The sequence below is a fragment of the Negativicutes bacterium genome (genome assembly GCA_021372785.1).
Lineage (GTDB): Bacteria > Bacillota > JAAYKD01 > JAAYKD01 > JAAYKD01 > JAJFTT01.
In genome coordinates, this window is record JAJFTT010000074.1 from 1 (window position 1) to 18079 (window position 18079).

Below are 18079 nucleotides of genomic sequence, written 5' to 3' on the forward strand. Positions count from 1 at the left end.
GAAGGCTTTATATCATGTGGTCGACTTCTATCGCGAGCAAGACTGTGAGGTGCTGTTCGGTCAGGGGATTCAAGCCGAGAATTTTAACGATGACGCTCTTGGCAGAGCCCTCGACCTGCTCGCCGGCACGGATATGAATAAGCTTTTTTCATCGATATCGCTATCCGGTTTATTAAGCCGGGGGCCTGTCGGCAGGCTTCACGTGGATACGACTTCGATCTCAGTGCAAGGCGCTTATGAAGGTTCTGGATCGTTGGATATCACCCTTGGATACAGTAAAGACTTACGCCATGACCTCAAACAGATCATGATGGGTCTGGCGGTTACTCCGGAAGGACTGCCCGCCTTCGGTCAGGTTCTGAACGGGAATCAGAATGACGGTAAATGGTATCCAACCGTGATCGACAAGCTACGTTCACTGATGTCACCCGAGAAACTTGCCGATGTGATCTTCGTTGCCGATGCAGCTTTGGTTAACGAAAACAATCTGAAGGCAATGGCGGCGGGGAGTGGGATTCAGTTCATTTCACGTCTACCGGAGACATTCAAACTTGCTTCTGAGCTAAAAGCATCCGCTCGCTATGGGGCATGGAACACCATTGGAACCTTCAGTGAACAACGTGAGGCCGCAGTCTACCGCAGCCAATCCTTTGTGCGGACATTATACGGCCAGCCCTATCGTTTCATCGTCGTTCACTCCTCGGCACTGGGCAGCCGCAAAGAGAACACGCTCACCAAACGGTGGGAAACAGCCAAGCTAGAACTGGAACATGCCATTTCTGTCTTGGCGAAACAAGCATTTGCTTGCCAGGCAGATGCGGAGACGGCGATGGCAGACTTCATCAAGCAGCAGAAAGCCCCTTTCGGCCTCGCGGGAACTGTGGAAATAGAAGAGACAGCGAAGCATGTCAGGCGTGGTCGTCCAGCCAGGGACGCTGTCCCTGTCGTGACAGCAAAGTATTTCGCTCGCATTCAGGTTCTCGAGGCGGATCAGAGCTTCATGGAGCAAGAGAAGGCAGATGCTTCGACCTTTCTATTGATCACCAATCTCCTGGATGACCAACAATATACAGACGAAGAGATCCTGAAGGAGTACAAGGAGCAGGGAAGCGTAGAAAAACAGTTTCGCTTCCTGAAATCACCTTTTCTGGTGGGCCCTATCTACCTGAAGAACAAAAGCCGGGTAGAAGCCTTGGCCTATGTGTTTCTTTTTGCCTTGTTGGTGGCTACGCACCTTGAACTCAGAGTTCGTGAAGCACTGAAAAACAAAGGAGAACTGTTACAGCATCCTGACAAGCGCAAAATTGCTAACCCTACCGCCGCCATGCTGCTTGAACTATTGGCCAGTATCCGTGTGGTCCGTTTAGGTGAGCAGCGTGCTATTGCCAAACCGGCGGGCCCTCATGTTAAGAGAATTCTTGAGCTGGCTGGGTTTGATGAAACCATCTATACAGCAGTCCGCAACTTCTAGCATTAGGTTTCCCCTACCCTTAAATTCAGTGAAAGTCTATCCTAGGGTGCGAAATGTCAGATAGATTACCTGAGCTTTGCAATTTTATTGGAATTTTTCAAGGGGGATCATAAATGCAGGTAACAATTTCTTCTATTATCAAAAAGTACTGGTATATGTTTCTGCCTTCGTATGTAATTCTTTTAAGCTTTAATTTTATTGATAATATCATTGTTCAGTTAATTTCATATAGCTTAACTATAGCTTTTATGTTCATTTTATTGAGAAGAAAATTTCCTGTGATGTTTCAGAATAAGCAACGTCCGTCATTTAAAGATGTCATAGAAATAATCATGCTTAGCTGGCTAGCGCGTATTTTAACAGGGTTATTAGTTGTTGTCATAAATATATTTTTCCCGGTGGATGTAAGTGATAGTCCTAGTCAATACTCTTTGTGGGAACAATTTTATCTTGCTGTCTTTGTTGCACCAGTTGTGGAAGAGACCTATTTTAGAGGTATAGCTTTACATTGCTTGTTACCCTTTGGTATATCTTTTGCATTCATAGTAAATTCTCTGTTTTTTTCTCTACCGCATTTGGACCTAACATATATAGTTAATGCCTTTTTGGGAGGTCTTGTATTTTCGTATGCTGCTTATAAGTATGGGATAAAGTGGTCTATTTTATTGCATGCGTTAAGCAATGCGTTTAGTGTAATTTTATCGTATATTTCAATTAACGACAAAGTAATTTTCACGGTTAAAAATCAAATAATAACAGCTAATACATTAACAGGTTTTACTCTACTATTAGTAACGGTATTATGCTTGATGTATTATGTTGTCAAGGGAACCAAGAATCGAACTATTATTAAAGAGTTTTGGATTCAATATAGACCAAATCCAAATCAGTTGTTCGAGATTTTTAAAAACCCTTGGTCGATAATGTATATTATTATAAACATAATACAGCTTAATACAGCTTAATTTCAGTAAGATCTAGTAGTATGTAACACCTAAATGTTTCATTTAACAATCGGATAAAGCCGCTTCAATTTTGTTCTGGCAGCATCGGTAGTAAACTGCCAATCAACAGATTTTTGTTTCAGGTTTCGATCGACATACCATGCCTTCAGTTCATGATTCAAAGTCTGTAAGTTATCAATTCGCCGTTTCCCCAGACATTGGCGACCGAGAGCCGATAATTCTATCTCGGCAATATTAAGCCAACTTCCGTGCTTTGGCGTGTAATGTATCTCCAACCGCTTCGCTATACGTAGTGCCTCTTCCGGTGTGAATGCCTCATAAAGAGAGGAGGTGTTATGAGTATTAAGATTATCCATGATCAAAACGATTTTTTCAGCGGTCGGATATTGCTCCACGAGCCATTTGATCTGAAACGCCCAATCGATTTTTGTTCTGTGTTCGTTCGCATCTGCATACCGCCATCCGTTTAGCGGCTCGGTAAAAAGGAAGATGCTGCAGGTACCCTTGCGTATGTACTCGTTATCAATCCGTTCTATTTTTCCCGGTTGCATTTTAATTTTACAGCGAGCATCAGCAAGAAGTGCAAGGGCTTTTCATCCATACAGACTACCGGATAATTCTCATTGTATGAACGATTATATACTTCCTTCCATGGCTGCAACGTAAACGTATTTGACGCTTACGGGAATTTAAAAGAAATATTTGCGGCAACTAATTCTACGTGAAAACAAAAATCGTACAAGAAAAAGGAGATTATGTACTTAAGTGCTTGAGTTTTCATGAGGATGAATTTATTTAGGAAAAGGAACGGCATCAATGAAAAAGTATTGCGAAGAATGTGGAAGTGAAATAGAAACAAGAATTATCAATAAAAAAGAAACGTATGATGTATGTGGTGAGTCAATCGAAGTCGATGCACAACTCCTTGTTTGTGCTGAGTGCGGAGCAGAACTTTTCTGCGAGAAACTCGATAACGCGACATTGGTAAATGCTTACAATAACTATCGGAGGAAACACAAACTTCTTCTTCCTGAGGAAATAAAGAAGATAAGAGAACAGTATGGTTTGAGCCAAAGAAGATTTTCGAAACTTCTCAATTGGGGTGATAAGACTATTTGCAGATATGAGAACGGCTCTGTTCAAGATAAAGCACATAACAGCCTGCTCTTTTTCTTGCGCGAACCGAAAAATATGCGGACTTATCTCACAGAAAACGAAATCATGCTTGATTCAAAGCAAACAAAGAAGTTACTCAAAACAGTTGACATGCTGGAGCAAAATACAGATAGTCGTTCTGGAAATCACTTCTTTGAGTTGTTCTCTTCCAGTGAGCCTTCTGTAGATAATGGATTCAAGGCTTTCGATTACGAGAAATTCTGCGCAATGGTATTGCATATTGCGCACAGGCAAAAAGATCTGTTGAAAACCAAATTGCTCAAACTACTAAACTATGCAGATATGATTTTCTATAAAGAAAATGGTGTTTCAATATCTGGAGCAAAATATGTTCACCTGCCATATGGACCGGTTCCAGACAATTTTGACATTTTATTCGGAACCATGACAGCCAATCATTTGGCTCATATTGAAGTCGTTTATGATAACGGATATGAATGTCATCAAGTTATTCCCGAATGCGATGTGCCAGACGGCGTTCTGTCCGAAAGCGAAATTGCTGTATTGGACAGAATCTGCGCTAAGTTCTCTGAGTTTGGTTCAGTAGATATTTCAAATTACTCGCATAAAGAATCTGGTTACCAGGCAACTCGCTCCGGGGAGATTATTCCGTATTCGTTTGCCAAAGACATTGAGTTAAACTAATCCGAATAAAAAGTAAAAGCGTATCAATTCAAATTGCATTTTCACAGAAAAGTGCCGGGGAATCGACTCTTTTTTCAGAATCGACCCGGTGTTTTTCTGTCCTAACTAATCACCGAACCTTTTTATTCCCATTTGAAGATAAAGAAGGAAAATATAATAAATACAACTGAAATCAAAAACATAATTAAAAAATCATTTTGAAATGTACTGAAAGCGTTTCCGATCCATATATTACGCATACTGCTTACACAATATGTCAACGGCATAAATTTCGAAATTTTATTGATTGCATCCGGTAGCATTTCCAGAGGCATACTTGCTCCGGAAAGGAACATCATTGGAAAAGATACCACCATACCGATGGCCTGCGCCACCATTGCACTACCTGATACTGATGCCACTGCAAGACCGATTGAAAAAATGCAGATTCCGGATAAAAGCAGCCCTGCAATCAAAAATAATACATTCCCCTCGAAGACCGCACCCCAGCCGAAGTAACCAATCAAAACTATTAGTGCTATACCGACCAGCGACACGAGATAGTACACAAGCATATCGGTAATAAGGTATGCAGCCGGTGGAACAGGCGTCATCTGATATCGACGTAATTCGCCCCGCTCCCGACTGCTTGCTATGGAAACTGGCATACTGATAAGTCCTGCACCTGCAAAAACAAGACCTGTATATGCGGGGATAGAAATATCTACGGTCCCGAGTCCTCCGAAAAATGGATTGGGAGTATTGCCATATATAGAACCAAATAAGACAAGGAGCATTGGGCAGAAGATAATGGTGAAAAAGAGTCCGATATAATCCCGGAGCAGCAAAATGCATTTCATCTTAAATAAGGCAAACATTTTTATCCCTTTCTTCCTGTAAAGAGATCGTAATAGTAGTCTTCAAAATATGTTTTGCGTTTCTTAATACGTTGAATGCGATAACCGTGATGTTCCATATAATTTGATAGCTCTGTTTCGGTAATTTCTGAGTTTACACAAAGCCGGTATTGCATATCGGATATCTGAGCAACGGATAGCATGGGAAAGTCCGCTGTTATCATAACGGGCGCAATTTCATCGGCGGATTCAAATTCATATACGATATGATAAGGCAGCTTGGCAACCAAATTAGCCGGTGTATCTGCTGAATGAATTTTCCCATCCTTTAGCACAGCTACTCTGTCACACACACTCTCTATTTCATCCATGAAATGTGTTGTCAATATGATCGTTTTCCCCTCTCCCTTGAGTTGAAGTACTCTGCCCCAGGCATCTCTTCGTGAAATGGGGTCTAGTCCGGTTGATAGCTCATCAAAGAACAAAATTTTCGGTTTATGAACAGAAGCAAGGCAAATTAACAGGCGCTGTTTCTGACCCCCGGATAGCTTGGAGAAAAAAGTATTTCTCTGGTCTCGCAGCCCCACCTTTTCCAGCTCGTCACAGACATTTACCCTCGTTTTAAACAGTCCCGCCTGAAGCACAACCGCTTCTTTTGTCTTTAGATTCGGAGATATCTCCGCATGCTGCAGTTGAGCGCCTACCAGTCTTACGAATTTAGAGTGATCACGTTTGGCATCCAAACCAAATACATCAATATTGCCGCTTGTAATCTCTCTCATACCAAGAATACATTCAATGAGTGTGGTTTTCCCCACTCCGTTGGGACCCACAAAGCCAAAAATCTCACCTTCATCGATGGTCAGATTGATACCTTTGAGTACCTCCTTAGCACCATAGCTCTTGTATACTTCGTTGATTTTTATTGCTTGCATCGGGTATCTACCTCCCTGTATATTATTCTACAACATTGCTCCTGGGGTAAAGCAAGTCTTATTTCAAATAATAGTAAATTATTTTAGTGATAAACAGTTATCCCTAAAAAATAGCGGGGTTAATCCCGACTACAAAACTTACCCTGCAAGAGCGTTACTTACCCCGCAAGTGGCAACAATTTAATGCAATCACTAAATTGTAGCAATCTCTGCATGATTATTTCTGTATAGATAGATACATTTCACTTTGCGGGAATAGGGTTTGAGCAGATGCTTTAAGCCATCGAGGTTATCGCCGCTGATTTAGATATTCTTGCTCTCGGCGTTCGCAGGCTCGGCGTCATGCTCCTCGTCCGGTACAACGACAGTATTCGTGTCGAGCGAAGCAAGCAGACGCGCATAGTTCTTGTCAAGGAATTTCAGTTCGTTGCCCTTGTGCGTCACGGTTAGTTTGTCGCTCAAAAACTCCCTGAAACACTCCATATCAAATGAACCGTCCGTTTTGAAACAGGCAGGGAAGTATTCGCGCAGTATGGCAATCTCACGGTCGTTTGGCGGCGCCTAATTGTTAGCCTCGACTCGATAATATTCTTAATCATACAGATGTCCTCCGAAGTTCTATATTTTTATGGGTTCCAGCGCGGCTATCACTTCCACCGGACCGCCGCTATTGGAGCAGTAGTCTTTTAATTGCACTAAAGCCAGTCGGCTTGGTTTCGCACGGTTGTTCCCCTATCGGTTGAGCGTGGCACAACTAACATTCAAGTCGCGAACGAGGGTTTCCTGTGATATGTTTAACTCCTTACGGATACTCTTCAGGATTTCATCTATAGTCACGTGCTCACTTCCATAAAGTTCATTATAATGTATGTTAGAAAGGGGCACAAGAGGGAATTTACATTTTTTATGGCTGCCAAGGAACGGTCTGCATCTCCACAGCTTTAATAAGGGTAGCGCGTGCCTGTTATATAGGTTTTTCATAAATAAAAAAGCAAAAACTGGCTGTTTCGGGCGCTTTAAGGGCGATTTTGGCATGCGGGAGTACAAAGACCCGCCTTACATCCCAATAAATCTAAGGAATATCATAGAAAATCAGACAGTGGGCATTACGTAACTCTGCCAGGCGATAGGGTGCAAATCAGACGAACACGCCGCGCCACGGCAAAACGGCAAGGGAGCGAAATCATACCCGCTCCCCGCCTGTTTGTAATCCTTGTTTGTTCTTTATTCTCCGGCAACAATCAGAGACTTGACCGCCTCACGTTTTGTGAGCCGTCCGTCGATATACTCAGTGCCGATGTACCCGATCAGTGATTGGTAAGCCAAAAGTTGGACAGCCGTTGATTGAAATTTAGTAGTGGGAAATCAAATCACCGAACAAGAAAGAGAGTTGCACCAATTCTTGGTCGTATGGGTAACCTTACATCGCTTAATGATACTCCCTGTTCTGGTCCGATTCCCCAGTTTAGTGTTATGTTGCATGGCCACCTACTATTCAGGTCACTAGACACTTGCATGTCATCTGTTACGGTCATAAAACCAATTATTTTCTTTACCGGAGAAGTCACATAGATAAACATTTTCTGACCCACTGCAATATCCCGGGCTAATTTCTTTCAGTTTTTGAGCAAGCCGATCTCAATAGTAGCATCTCCACGAACTTTTGAATAGATTCCTGAGTGTGCAATGTATTATCTAAATCAGTTTGAAAACTATGAGTTCCTTGCTAAAGCAATGGAAGATTTCATTCACTACTACAATTGTTATGAACGTCGTCAACCCAAGCTATAGAAAATGGCGCCGATGAGTTGCCGAAACCTTTTCGAAAAAGCTGCATAAAAAAGGGGCTGGTTGCTACAGTCCCTGGAGGGAAGCACTTTAGTTCAAAAAAAACCTCCTATGATAAACTAAATGTAGTTTGCCAACTACATTTAGTTCAAAGGAGGTAAGTACCAGACTGGACAAAACAGTTTGACACAGCCAACATGGAATTGTAAGTATCATTTAGTATTTGCATTGAAATTTCGGAGACAAGTGATCTATGGAAAGCAAAAGGTCGATATAGGAAAAATCAGGCGGGAAGTGTATGAACGAAAAGGTATGTGCAGACCCGTTTATGGCTGAACCGGCCAAAGTAAATCAGAAATGAGTCGCCTCAGCGGCAATTGGGGAGGTTTTGCGGTTGGCAAACCGCTTCGAGACGCCAAGAGATGCATATCGGTCAACCACTTATAAGGGTTGGGCCGGCCATCACAGCCTGTAACCCTGACGGAAGAGAGGGTGAGCTCCGTCACCTGGAAATCCACACATCCTGTCCGCCGTCTTCGATCAGCATCTTGTTCAGTTCGCCTGTGTGGTCGGATAACTCCCGCATCATGTACAGATGCATCCCCATCTGGCTCGCGCCCATCCGGGTCCGTTCCGGCTCCAGAGCAGACATCAGGTCGTCATCGTTGAGATTGGACAGAACCTTTTCGGCCCTGTCGAGCACGCTGTCGAAGTAGGCAAGAAATTCAGTTCTATCAGGAAGGTTCTCAGCTTTGGCGTCAATCCATTTGCCATACGGGAGCTTCGCGCTAAAATCCTTGTCTCTGAATCCACCGGCGATATAGTTATCAATGACAACAGCCAAATGATAGGCGATGCGGCAGGGGATGTAATATACATCTCCGTGAGGCTCGCGCCACCGATCTTCCGGAAAGGTTTCTGCGATCCTCCGGATTGTATTGAAAGCTTTCTTGTATTGCGCCTTTAAATCGTTTGCCAGTATTTCACTCATGTCGCCATCCCTTTCTTTTGTGGTTCACTTTGCAAAGCTCTTTTTGGTCCCTGACGATTCTTGCTTATTCTATTCCGGCATATCCGCAAGCAAAAATCATCAGCAATCGGGAACTCAGTCCTGTTTTTTTGGGAAGAATTAGATTGGGAAATCATTGTATCTTTCTATTCATTTGCCTGATGCCAAAATCCTTCATTTGATGTGGGCCTCTCTGGGTTTGTCGTTATGATTACTTAGATCAGCCTTATCTGCCTTGATCGTTCATAAAGACAAAAACAGCTGACGATATGTGCCCTCTTTTTGTTTCACAATCAGCCGGGAGGTGTCAAAACCGAAATCCGAGACAATTGATGCAGCGGAAAGCAAGTTGCATCGCGATTTGCTGCTGAAGTTGTCCCGGTGCAAAGATACCGGAGATATTTCGCTGGGTTAAAGGTTACGCCGAAAACCATGCCTTTTGGAAACCGGCTTGCCCAGGATTTCCGCTAAAATGATCCCTTGAACCATTTGCTCTGAAGTCAATTGGAAATGCGTTTGTCTTGGCTCGTCGGTTTGCAGCGTGTTTTCTGCCTTGCCATCGGCATCAACAGAGTCCGCTGGCATAGCAGTTGTTTCCGGGGAGGCGGATGGGAAGGTCTGCACCGTTTCAATGGCTGTGGGACGCAGCTCATTTCGGTCGGTCTGTACAACCTTCTCTGCCGCGAAATCAGCATATTTATCTGGCTGTTTGCTGAAAAGCAGTTCATAGATAGGATTATTCATAAAACTCATAAGTTGGCTGCCACCTCAATTCTTAGCCTGTAACTGGTTTATTTCACGGGCGGCGAAGAATCTTCCGCTTTCCCGCTATTCGCGATGGAACCTCTCATCTGGGTATCGGAAATGATATTCTGCATGTTGTAGTAATCCATAACGCCCAGTTTGCCTTCGCGCAAAGCCTGCGCCATCGCTTTGGGGACCTCGGCTTCCGCTTCGACCACTTTGGCCCGCATCTCCACCACGGCCGCTTTCATTTCCTGCTCACGCGCCACGGCCATCGCCCGCCGTTCTTCTGCTTTGGCTTGTGCGATGCGCTTGTCGGCTTCAGCCTGATCGGTTTGCAACTGGGCTCCAATATTGCGGCCGACATCGACATCGGCGATGTCGATGGAAAGAATTTCAAAGGCCGTGCCGCTGTCCAAACCTTTGCTCAAAACTGTTTTTGAGATGCGGTCTGGATTTTCCAACACATCTTTGTGCGTATTGGAAGAACCGATCGTGGTTACGATGCCTTCTCCAACCCGCGCAATTATTGTTTGTTCGCCGGCGCCGCCGACCAGCCGGTCGATATTTGCCCGCACGGTGACTCTGGCTTTGGCTTTCAATTCAATACCGTCTTTCGCAATGGCGGCTACCAACGGTGTTTCAATCACCTTGGGATTCACACTCATCTGAACTGCTTCCAGGACATCGCGACCTGCCAGATCAATCGCGGCTGCGCGTTCAAATTGCAAAGGGATTTCCGCGCGCTGCGCGGCAATTAAGGCATTGACCACTCTGTCAACGTTTCCGCCGGCCAGATAGTGCGCCTCCAGTTGATTGATATTCAGATCGAGACCGGCTTTGACCGCCTTGATCAGAGGACTCACTACTTTCATAGGCGCAACGCGGCGCAGCCGCATGCCAATTAGATTGAAAATACCGATTTTGACACCGGAAGCTGCAGCGGAAATCCAGAGCCCTACCGGTACAAAACTGAAAAACAGGGATAATACAATGAGGATAACCGCAAGAATCACCAGATAGCCAATCGCTTCAGTTCCCATAAAAACCCTTCCTTTCATTCTTGTCCTCTCGGGACTGATCGTTTATTCAATCGGTTTCACAACAATGCGGCTTCCTGCGGTCTCGACGATCCGGATTTTCGTACCGGGTTCAATGAACCGCCCCTCGGAAACCACATCGAGGCGCTGACCATCAAATTCACCGATGCCTGCCGGACGCAGAAGCGAAAGAGCAATACCATCCTTGCCAAGCAAAGCGGAATGATCACTTGTGCTGCTGTAGCCATCTTCTCGCTTTGAGGCTGATTTGAGGATCAGTTTTTTCGATAATTTTCCTTTTTTTGCCGAATGCAGGATCGCAAAAAGAAGCAGTGACAGCAATAAAAGCAGAATGAGGATCATCACAACAGCCTGAAGCGGTGTTTGCGCCGTCATGAGGATGCCGACGATTAAAAGCAGGATGCCGCTGCCTCCGGCAATACCAAATCCGGGTATGAATATCTCCACAAACAATAAAGCCAGTCCGAGCAGGAACAGAACGATCTGCAGCGTTCCGATATCTGCAAAAAGGTCTGTTAAGCCTGCATAAACTACAGTGTTCACGAAAATCCACCTCCTTTCATTTGCTGATTGTTCTCATCTAAAAGGAAAGGGCAGAAATTCCCTTTCAAAGTGCTCCACCCCAAAGATCAGGTTTCACCGGCAGTTCATTGCACCAACTGAAAACCGCTCGTTTTCTTTTTATCATATAACAAATTCAGGGAAAAGTCAATTCTTGCGACGGGTTGAGTTGAAAGGGAATCGTTTTATCGGCAGCAATCGCCCGGATTAAGCTTCTTTTATGATTTCTTCTTCAGAACATGCAAGAGTGTTTTGAGAGAGAGAATGCTGGATCACTGATGCGGCGACAATTGTGGCCGAAGTGGATGACAGTATCCCGGAAGCCGTCAGAGCGGATGCAAAGCACTATATATGGCAACAAAAGGCGTCTTATCGCGCGGCATGGTCCGAAATTGCTCCGGGAGTTTCGATTACGGCAGCCAAGCTCAACGTGCTGACGCAGATGAACACCGGCAAAGCGTCTTCGGTGCTGCTTTCTGAAATTGAATTGATCAAAAATTAAGTCTCTGAGTCAGCTTGTTGTTATCTTCATCACAGCGAAATTCGAGAACGCATCCTAGCCGAATCCGTTTCCTTCGAATTCAGGATGGATGATCTTCGACCAGCAGATCAATTCAATGAAACTTGTCAGGAAAACAAGTACCTAAGACTGCTAAAGCGGTGTTGCGGATAATTCTGAGGCAACCGTCATCAACCACTTTGCTGTGTTTGAGCGCAAACAACCCGGAGCGATGCGAAAAGTTCATCGCCGTTAACGAAATGGTACATAAAAAGAAGGAGCTGCGGCAATTTTTCGTCTTGCTACAGCTCCGGGAGCCGATGTCTTTTAAACGGTGCGAAAACGATCCGTGCTGTCCTTATCGATCGAGGAAACCAGCAGTCGAGCCGATCGCATGCCTTGCTCTCGCTAACCAGCAATGTCCAAATCGCAAGGTTGCCTGGCTGCCCGCCTGGGAAAAGAGCAGCTTCCGTTTTAGGGGTTACAGGCTGGTAATGTTATGTACAATGAAACTCAGAAGTGTGGCTAGCGCTGAGATGCGATGCACCTGCAACAGCAGACCGCGTTCTCCCTTGTGCCGGAAGAACAGGTTCGCGCCAAGCAGAACCGTAAGAATCAATAGTGCGCCGGTGATGACTCCGGTTATGGAGAGCCACCGATAGGTGAGCTGCAGATACAGGTGGATCGCCAGCGTGACCACGGCCGTAAAGGCGAAATAGCGGTGCTTCTGCACGAGAAACCGCATGACAGACTGGTATGTCTTTTTAACGCTGGATTCCTTGGAGAGTTTGCTTATCCATCGTTTATTGACCCACTTTACCGGATAATTCAGCAGCGCAAGCAGAAGACAAAGGCCGGTTATTGAACCAAGAACTCCTCCCAGCTCTCCCATTGTGAACACTTCTCTTTCTATATAATTGGAACTATATATATAATATGATAGCACATGGACAAGCGGAAGTCAAGAACGGTTTCTGGGTGTTCAAGCATACCTTGCATCTCATCAAAAATCGTGAAACGTCACCAGTCCCGAAGCATTTCAAGAATTTACTTTACAGCCTAAAAAATCCTCAGTGCTCAAAAGCCGGGCAGCAGCGATAGAAGGCGGACGTCGCCAGGACAATGCGGGTAAACAAGCATCGGCAAATGCATTTTTAACGATACGGTTCTGAATCCGATTCGGCAACGGCTGCTTTCCTGCGGGGAGAAGACTTCTGCAAAGAAGAGAAGGAATCGCCGGTGGCCATCCAGGTTAAATTCAGAAATCGCAACGGACGGCAGAAGCGAATGGGCAGTGTGATGGTCGGCGTAACTGGAAATCTCTTGACAGATCCGGCGCGAAAGAGTAGTATAATTTATGAAAGGTTGGATAATCCGGAGAATCCGGCAGGGGGAGGCAAAGGCATGTTTGATTTTTGGAAACCGGAAAATAAATATCTGGAAATTGAAAAAAAAATAAAGAAAGCTTCCATAAGCAGTGATCCCGCGGCAATGGTCTCGATTTTCAGCGATGGGTTCTTCTACTTTCTGCGTCTGAAGAGATACGACCTTTTGTCAAATTTCATCTTGGCTCATCTGGCAGAAATTCAGGATAAAGTGTCACTAAGCCAGAGAATAAATCGGCAGATAATCAAACAACAAAGCACGGCGCTGCAGTCAGAGGGGTATGCTGCTGCAGCGTTGATTCTTTGCGACTCTTTCGGGCTGCTGACAGATACGCTGACTTTTTTAGCTGAAAAAGGTCAGGCGAATGAAATTGCTCTGCGTCTGGCTAAGGAAGAGAAACTGGATAAGGAAATTGTTGGCAACGCTGTCACGCAATGGGAAAAATATAATGGTGACCTCACCAAAAGTCCGACCATGAGCGAAGTAATTCGAAAAATCGGCTTGTACGCGCCTGAATATCTACCCTCCAATCCACGCGTGCAAGAATTAATCGGGCAATTGAAGGAAGCCGCTTGTTTATATGAACAGGAAGGCGATGTCAAGCAAGCTGCACGCTGTTATGAGAGCAGCGGCCAGTATGCGGAGGCCTGCCGGATTTATACCGATATCCGGGATCGGGAAGGGATCTCCAGAACCGCGGAGGCCCTGGGTGATCTCAGGAAAGCGCTGGAATTTACCGGTCAAGCCGAGCGGAAGCTGAGTTTACTGCTGCGTCTGGAACAATTCGCATCGGCGCGCGCTTATGCAAGCGGCATGGAAAATCCGCAGGCGGCGTTCTCTCTGATCCGTGCCAAAGCGAAGTCACTTTTGTTGAGTAAAATGCAAGGTTTTCAATTTATCGAAGCGATGGATTTAGCGGGTTTTGCTGAGTGCGGCTCGCTGGAAAAAGATGAAATTTTGACGTCGGGGCGCCGGTATTACGACCAATTGCTGACTGCGGCGAAGAACGGCAACGAAATCAGGGAAATTTATCAAAAAAGAATCTTACTGGAAGAAAAGGCGGGGAAATATGCGGAAGCCGGCTGCCTGGCCGAAGAGGTTCTGCACGATCTGGAACTTGCCAGTTTGTACTATGAGAAAGCCAATCTTTTTCACCGTGCCATCGAAGCGACTGCCGCAGCCGGCGAAAAAAGAAATTCAGACTACAGCATGGAAATCAGATTGGCTGAACTGCACGAACGCGGCGGTAATCTGCTCAGCGCCGCTCAGCTTTATGCAAAAGCGGCGAGATTTGATCAAGCCTACCGTTTATATAATAAATTGGAGAATTATACCGAAGCAATACAATGCTACCGGAAGACTGCTTCGCCAGATTGGCATGTACTGGCTGATCTTTCTCTGAAAACGGGTGATTATGAGCAAGCCATCGAACGGTATCTTGCATCCACTGACTTTTCTGATCTCGAAAACGCGATGTCCATTGCTCAAAAATATCACCTGCCCGATCAAATTAAGCAAATAGAAGAGGCAATGGCAAAACAATTAAGAGGAACTGCAGTAGATTTGCAGAAATGGTTTGCCGCTGCCAAGGAAATCGTTGCCGCTTCTTACACACCTGTGCTCGGTATTGACTTCGGAACTTCCAATTCTACCGCTGCGATCTTCCAAAAAAAAATAAAAAAGCTGCAAGTAATCCCTGTGCCCGGCACGCCAGACCGTTCTTTTGAACCTTCCTTTTTTGGTGTGGATGAAAACAACAAACCCATCTTCGGCGAGAAAGCGCGCCTGCGTTCGTTGACCGCACCGGAGTGTGTTGCTGCCCGCATCAAAAGGTCGATCGGCGGAGGCGGTAGTTTTACTGTTGGCAAAAAGAAATATAAGAGCGAAGAAATTGCCGCGATGATCATTCAACGCCTGAAGCTGAATGCCGAACTTTATTTAAGAGGCCAAATAGAGTTGGAATTTCGGCAGGCATTGCAAAAAGAGAACCTTCGTTTCCCGGAAGAAAAAATTCTCGAGTTTTTGCAAGAGCAGGAGTTTATCACTCTCAGCAATGTGGTTCTGACTGTACCTGCTTTTTATAACAATAATCAAAAACGAGCGACGCGCGATGCGGCGGAAATTACCGGTTTGAAGGTATTGCGGTTACTGCATGAACCCACCGCTGCCGCGCTGGCATATGGTTATCAAAAAGCATATACTGGGACATTAGCCGTGATTGATCTGGGCGGTGGGACACTGGATATCTCGGTTCTGGAGGTCTGTGACGGTGTCTATGAAGTGATGAATATCTTTGGAGATACCAAATTGGGCGGGAGTGATATAGACGCCGCCCTGCTGCGTTTCGCTATTACCGATATCAGGGAAAAACTGCAGATCGAGCTATCCGCAGCCAATCAGCCAATTGAAATCAACCGCCTGCTGGATGGTTGTGAAAATCTGAAAATCAATCTTTCCACACTGGAAACATATACTTTGCAATTACCTTATTTTTTAAATCAACCCTCCTATGCACTGACTCTGACAAGAAAAGAATTGGAACAGATAGCAAGTCCGTTTCTGCTCCGTCTGAAAAAAACGATCGAACAAGCGGTAAAGGAGTATCGCACTGTCATTCGGCAATTTCTTTTGGTAGGCAATGCCAGTAAAATGCCGGCTGTGCTGCAAACCGTTAAAAGCGTGTTGCAAGCCGAGCAATTGGTGGGGATGGATCCCGGCACGGTTGTGGCGATGGGTGCAGCCCTAACAGGAGCGATTCTCTGGCAAGATGTAGAGGAAACCTTACTTTTGGATATGGTGCCCTATAGCCTGGGTATCTCGGTTTTGAAACAAGGGGACCAGACAGAGGAAGAGGAAATGAGCTGTCTGATTCAGCGCAATACCACAATTCCCGCAAAGCACCTGCAGGAATATACGACGGTCAGGGATAACCAAACAGAAGTCAATATCAAGATCTATCAGGGGGAGTCTGCGGAACCGGGGCAGAATTACTTCCTGGGTAATTTTAAACTTGACGGTATCCTGCCGGCTCCTGCCGGAACAGCAAAAATTCTAGTGGAATTTGACATTGGTTCGGATTGTATTTTAAAAGTATCTGCGGAAGATAAAAAAACACGCAAAAAACAATCGATCCGGCTGGATGGTGCGGTCACCTTGTCTCCGCTGGAAAAGGCAGCGCTTGAGAAGCACTTTGCCGAGAGCGAAGATCAGGCAGCCATTGAAACAAAGCTGGAACAAACCAGCAATGAATTTGAAAATTTGCTCGCTGTTTTCCGAAGAACAGCAGCGGCAGCGGAGCAGGACAGCAGGATTTTTGCCGGGCTGTTTCATGAGAAAATAGAAGTCAATGCGCGGCTGTATCGGGCAACGGCCAAGCAGGTAAGTCTAATCCAGGAAATCTTCACTGAGAGAGAGCAACTGCCCTATCTGCTGCAAAAGTATCAGGATGAAGCCGCCACAATTGAAAAAAACTTTCGGCAGCTGTCAGCCAAACATTCCGATTTCAGCGATCAGGAAATCTTGCCGCAGTTACGGGAACGTTTGACTATGCTGACCGGTTTTCGGCTGTCTATACAACAGACAACCGATGCGCTGGAAATGAAATTCTGCCGGGTCATGCGGCAATGGATTCAATTGCTGCAGGCGCTGGAGCCAGATTTAGACAAGATGAGTCCGGAAAAGATCGCAAATGCTTACCTTGTTGACGGACGCTGCAGGCAAGCAAAGGAGATTTTAGAATCCTTAGCTGCCAGTCCGGCCGGATTAACCGAAACTGCGTTCGAACTTCTTTTAAAATGCTGCTCCCGCCTCTATCAACGGGAAGAATATGTTCAGGTTCATCGCAAGTATGGACGCAGCTTTCAGAGAGTCTATCCGGATTTTAACCGGCTCGATGCTTTTTTAAAAAATGTGTCTGATTCGGTCTTTATGATCCAAACCGACTCTTTGCAAAAAACGCTCAGCGGCAGCGGTTTTAGTATCGCTCCTCATTTCATTGTGACAAACCGGCATGTGCTGGAAGGAACAAAGCGTCAGGATATCAGAATTTTTGCCAATAATAAAATGCTGACGGTCAGCGGGATCGAGTTGGATCCAAGCAATGATTTGGCAATCCTTGAAGTGGAAGAAAACCTGACTCCCTTCAGAATAGGAGAATTTCAGTTCGTCGAACCGGGTGAGCAAATTTTAGCGCTCGGTTTTCCGTCACCAACCTCCAATTCCATCAGCGAGAATATCTATATTTCCAGGGGCATTGTAAATTCCATTCGTCATACAGCAATCTCAGCGGAAAGAGTCATTTTCATCGATGCAAAAATCGGTAAAGGCATGAGCGGCGGACCATTGATCAATGATTTGGGAGAAGTCATTGGAATTATCACACTCATACAGTATAATTTGCAACAGCTGGACCAAGGACTCTTTACAGCTGAGCAGCAGCCAATCGCCCTACCAATTCATTTGATCAGGAATGATTTTTCAAAATATAAAGTGGCTGAGTGAAGGTCAAACTGAACCGTTTTCTCTCGAAAAGGCCGGCGAGTCTCCGGCGGTCAACCCAGACAGCCCAATCAGAAAATCAGGTTGAAGAGAAGCAAGCCAATTTATCGGGAAGACAAAAGCAAGGTTTTTTCGGAAATCCTATGAAAATCCTTCCATACTCAAACTGTATGAATTTTTTTGATCGCCCTTTGGGCGATGTTTCGCATGAACTGCTGCAAACGCATGATACCAAGAGAGGTATCTATAACCAGTTCTTGAAACAAAAAGAGTCATTGCAATTACGCTTTGCTCAGGCAAGCAAAAAAGGAAGCGTATGAATTTCCCTTTTTATTCTCTCGCTTAGGCTGCTTTCTATAAAAAGCTGAAGTTACTCTTCCGGCTCACCAAACAATGGAGAAAAGTATGGAAATCAATCTGAATCACCCCGAACGGGAGAAGGTCAGGCAGGTTCCAGGGGGACGGGGGTGTTGGCACATGTGCCAACACCCCCGTCCCCCTGGAAC

At 45.3% G+C, this 18079-nt stretch carries 15 protein-coding genes and 1 pseudogene; 7 read left to right on the top strand and 9 right to left on the bottom strand.

Features of this window, described 5'->3' with window-relative positions; genetic code table 11:
• The coding region (locus LLG09_09455) for an IS1634 family transposase (protein ID MCE5197325.1) at positions 1–1471 on the top strand (1471 nt) is incomplete at its 5' end.
• Positions 1472–1584: 113 nt separating this feature from the next.
• On the top strand, positions 1585–2436 hold the full coding sequence (locus tag LLG09_09460) for a CPBP family intramembrane metalloprotease (GenBank protein ID MCE5197326.1): 852 nt from the start codon (positions 1585–1587) through the stop codon (positions 2434–2436).
• 38 nt (positions 2437–2474) lie between these two features.
• Here LLG09_09460 and LLG09_09465 read toward each other — a convergent pair whose 3' ends face one another.
• On the bottom strand, positions 2475–2993 hold the full coding sequence (locus LLG09_09465; protein MCE5197327.1) for an IS630 family transposase: 519 nt from the start codon (positions 2991–2993) through the stop codon (positions 2475–2477).
• 259 nt (positions 2994–3252) lie between these two features.
• Between LLG09_09465 and LLG09_09470 the strand changes: the two genes are divergently transcribed.
• On the top strand, positions 3253–4257 hold the full coding sequence (locus LLG09_09470) for a DUF4065 domain-containing protein (protein MCE5197328.1): 1005 nt from the start codon (positions 3253–3255) through the stop codon (positions 4255–4257).
• A gap of 122 nt (positions 4258–4379) precedes the next feature.
• Here the strand turns inward: LLG09_09470 and LLG09_09475 are convergent, their stop codons facing one another.
• The 3 genes from LLG09_09475 to LLG09_09485 all read right to left on the bottom strand — a co-directional run bounded on the left by LLG09_09475 (position 4380) and on the right by LLG09_09485 (position 6490).
• Positions 4380–5114, bottom strand: coding sequence for an ABC transporter permease (locus LLG09_09475; GenBank protein MCE5197329.1), 735 nt, complete (start codon positions 5112–5114; stop codon positions 4380–4382).
• A gap of 2 nt (positions 5115–5116) precedes the next feature.
• Entirely contained in the window at positions 5117–6028 is a 912-nt protein-coding gene (locus LLG09_09480) for an ABC transporter ATP-binding protein (GenBank protein MCE5197330.1), read from the bottom strand.
• 303 nt (positions 6029–6331) lie between these two features.
• Positions 6332–6490: a hypothetical protein gene (locus tag LLG09_09485; protein MCE5197331.1), complete on the bottom strand. Its 159-nt coding sequence runs from the start codon at positions 6488–6490 to the stop codon at positions 6332–6334.
• 1509 nt (positions 6491–7999) lie between these two features.
• Here LLG09_09485 and LLG09_09490 point away from each other — a divergent pair.
• A pseudogene (locus LLG09_09490) lies at positions 8000–8128 on the top strand (transposase).
• Positions 8129–8318: 190 nt separating this feature from the next.
• On the opposite strand, the gene LLG09_09495 reads toward LLG09_09490, so the two are convergent.
• The 4 genes from LLG09_09495 to LLG09_09510 form a co-directional block, all read right to left on the bottom strand.
• On the bottom strand, positions 8319–8807 hold the full coding sequence (locus tag LLG09_09495; protein ID MCE5197332.1) for a DinB family protein: 489 nt from the start codon (positions 8805–8807) through the stop codon (positions 8319–8321).
• 429 nt (positions 8808–9236) lie between these two features.
• A complete protein-coding gene (locus LLG09_09500) occupies positions 9237–9578 on the bottom strand; it encodes a hypothetical protein (protein ID MCE5197333.1) in 342 nt (113 codons plus the stop codon).
• Positions 9579–9616: 38 nt separating this feature from the next.
• The gene (floA, locus tag LLG09_09505; GenBank protein ID MCE5197334.1) at positions 9617–10612 is read right to left on the bottom strand and encodes a flotillin-like protein FloA; all 996 of its coding nucleotides are present in this window, start codon (positions 10610–10612) and stop codon (positions 9617–9619) included.
• Between the two features lie 42 nt (positions 10613–10654).
• Positions 10655–11173 (bottom strand): hypothetical protein, encoded by a 519-nt coding sequence (locus tag LLG09_09510; GenBank protein MCE5197335.1) that lies wholly within the window; start codon positions 11171–11173, stop codon positions 10655–10657.
• 310 nt (positions 11174–11483) lie between these two features.
• On the opposite strand from LLG09_09510, the gene LLG09_09515 reads away from it, so the two are divergent.
• A complete protein-coding gene (locus LLG09_09515) occupies positions 11484–11693 on the top strand; it encodes a hypothetical protein (protein MCE5197336.1) in 210 nt (69 codons plus the stop codon).
• 478 nt (positions 11694–12171) lie between these two features.
• Here LLG09_09515 and LLG09_09520 read toward each other — a convergent pair whose 3' ends face one another.
• Positions 12172–12582: a hypothetical protein gene (locus LLG09_09520; protein MCE5197337.1), complete on the bottom strand. Its 411-nt coding sequence runs from the start codon at positions 12580–12582 to the stop codon at positions 12172–12174.
• 512 nt (positions 12583–13094) lie between these two features.
• Here LLG09_09520 and LLG09_09525 point away from each other — a divergent pair.
• On the top strand, positions 13095–17576 hold the full coding sequence (locus tag LLG09_09525) for an Hsp70 family protein (protein ID MCE5197338.1): 4482 nt from the start codon (positions 13095–13097) through the stop codon (positions 17574–17576).
• Positions 17573–17893: a hypothetical protein gene (locus LLG09_09530; protein MCE5197339.1), complete on the top strand. Its 321-nt coding sequence runs from the start codon at positions 17573–17575 to the stop codon at positions 17891–17893. The genes LLG09_09525 and LLG09_09530 overlap by 4 nt, the downstream gene beginning before the upstream one ends.
• Positions 17894–18079 lie beyond the last annotated feature (186 nt).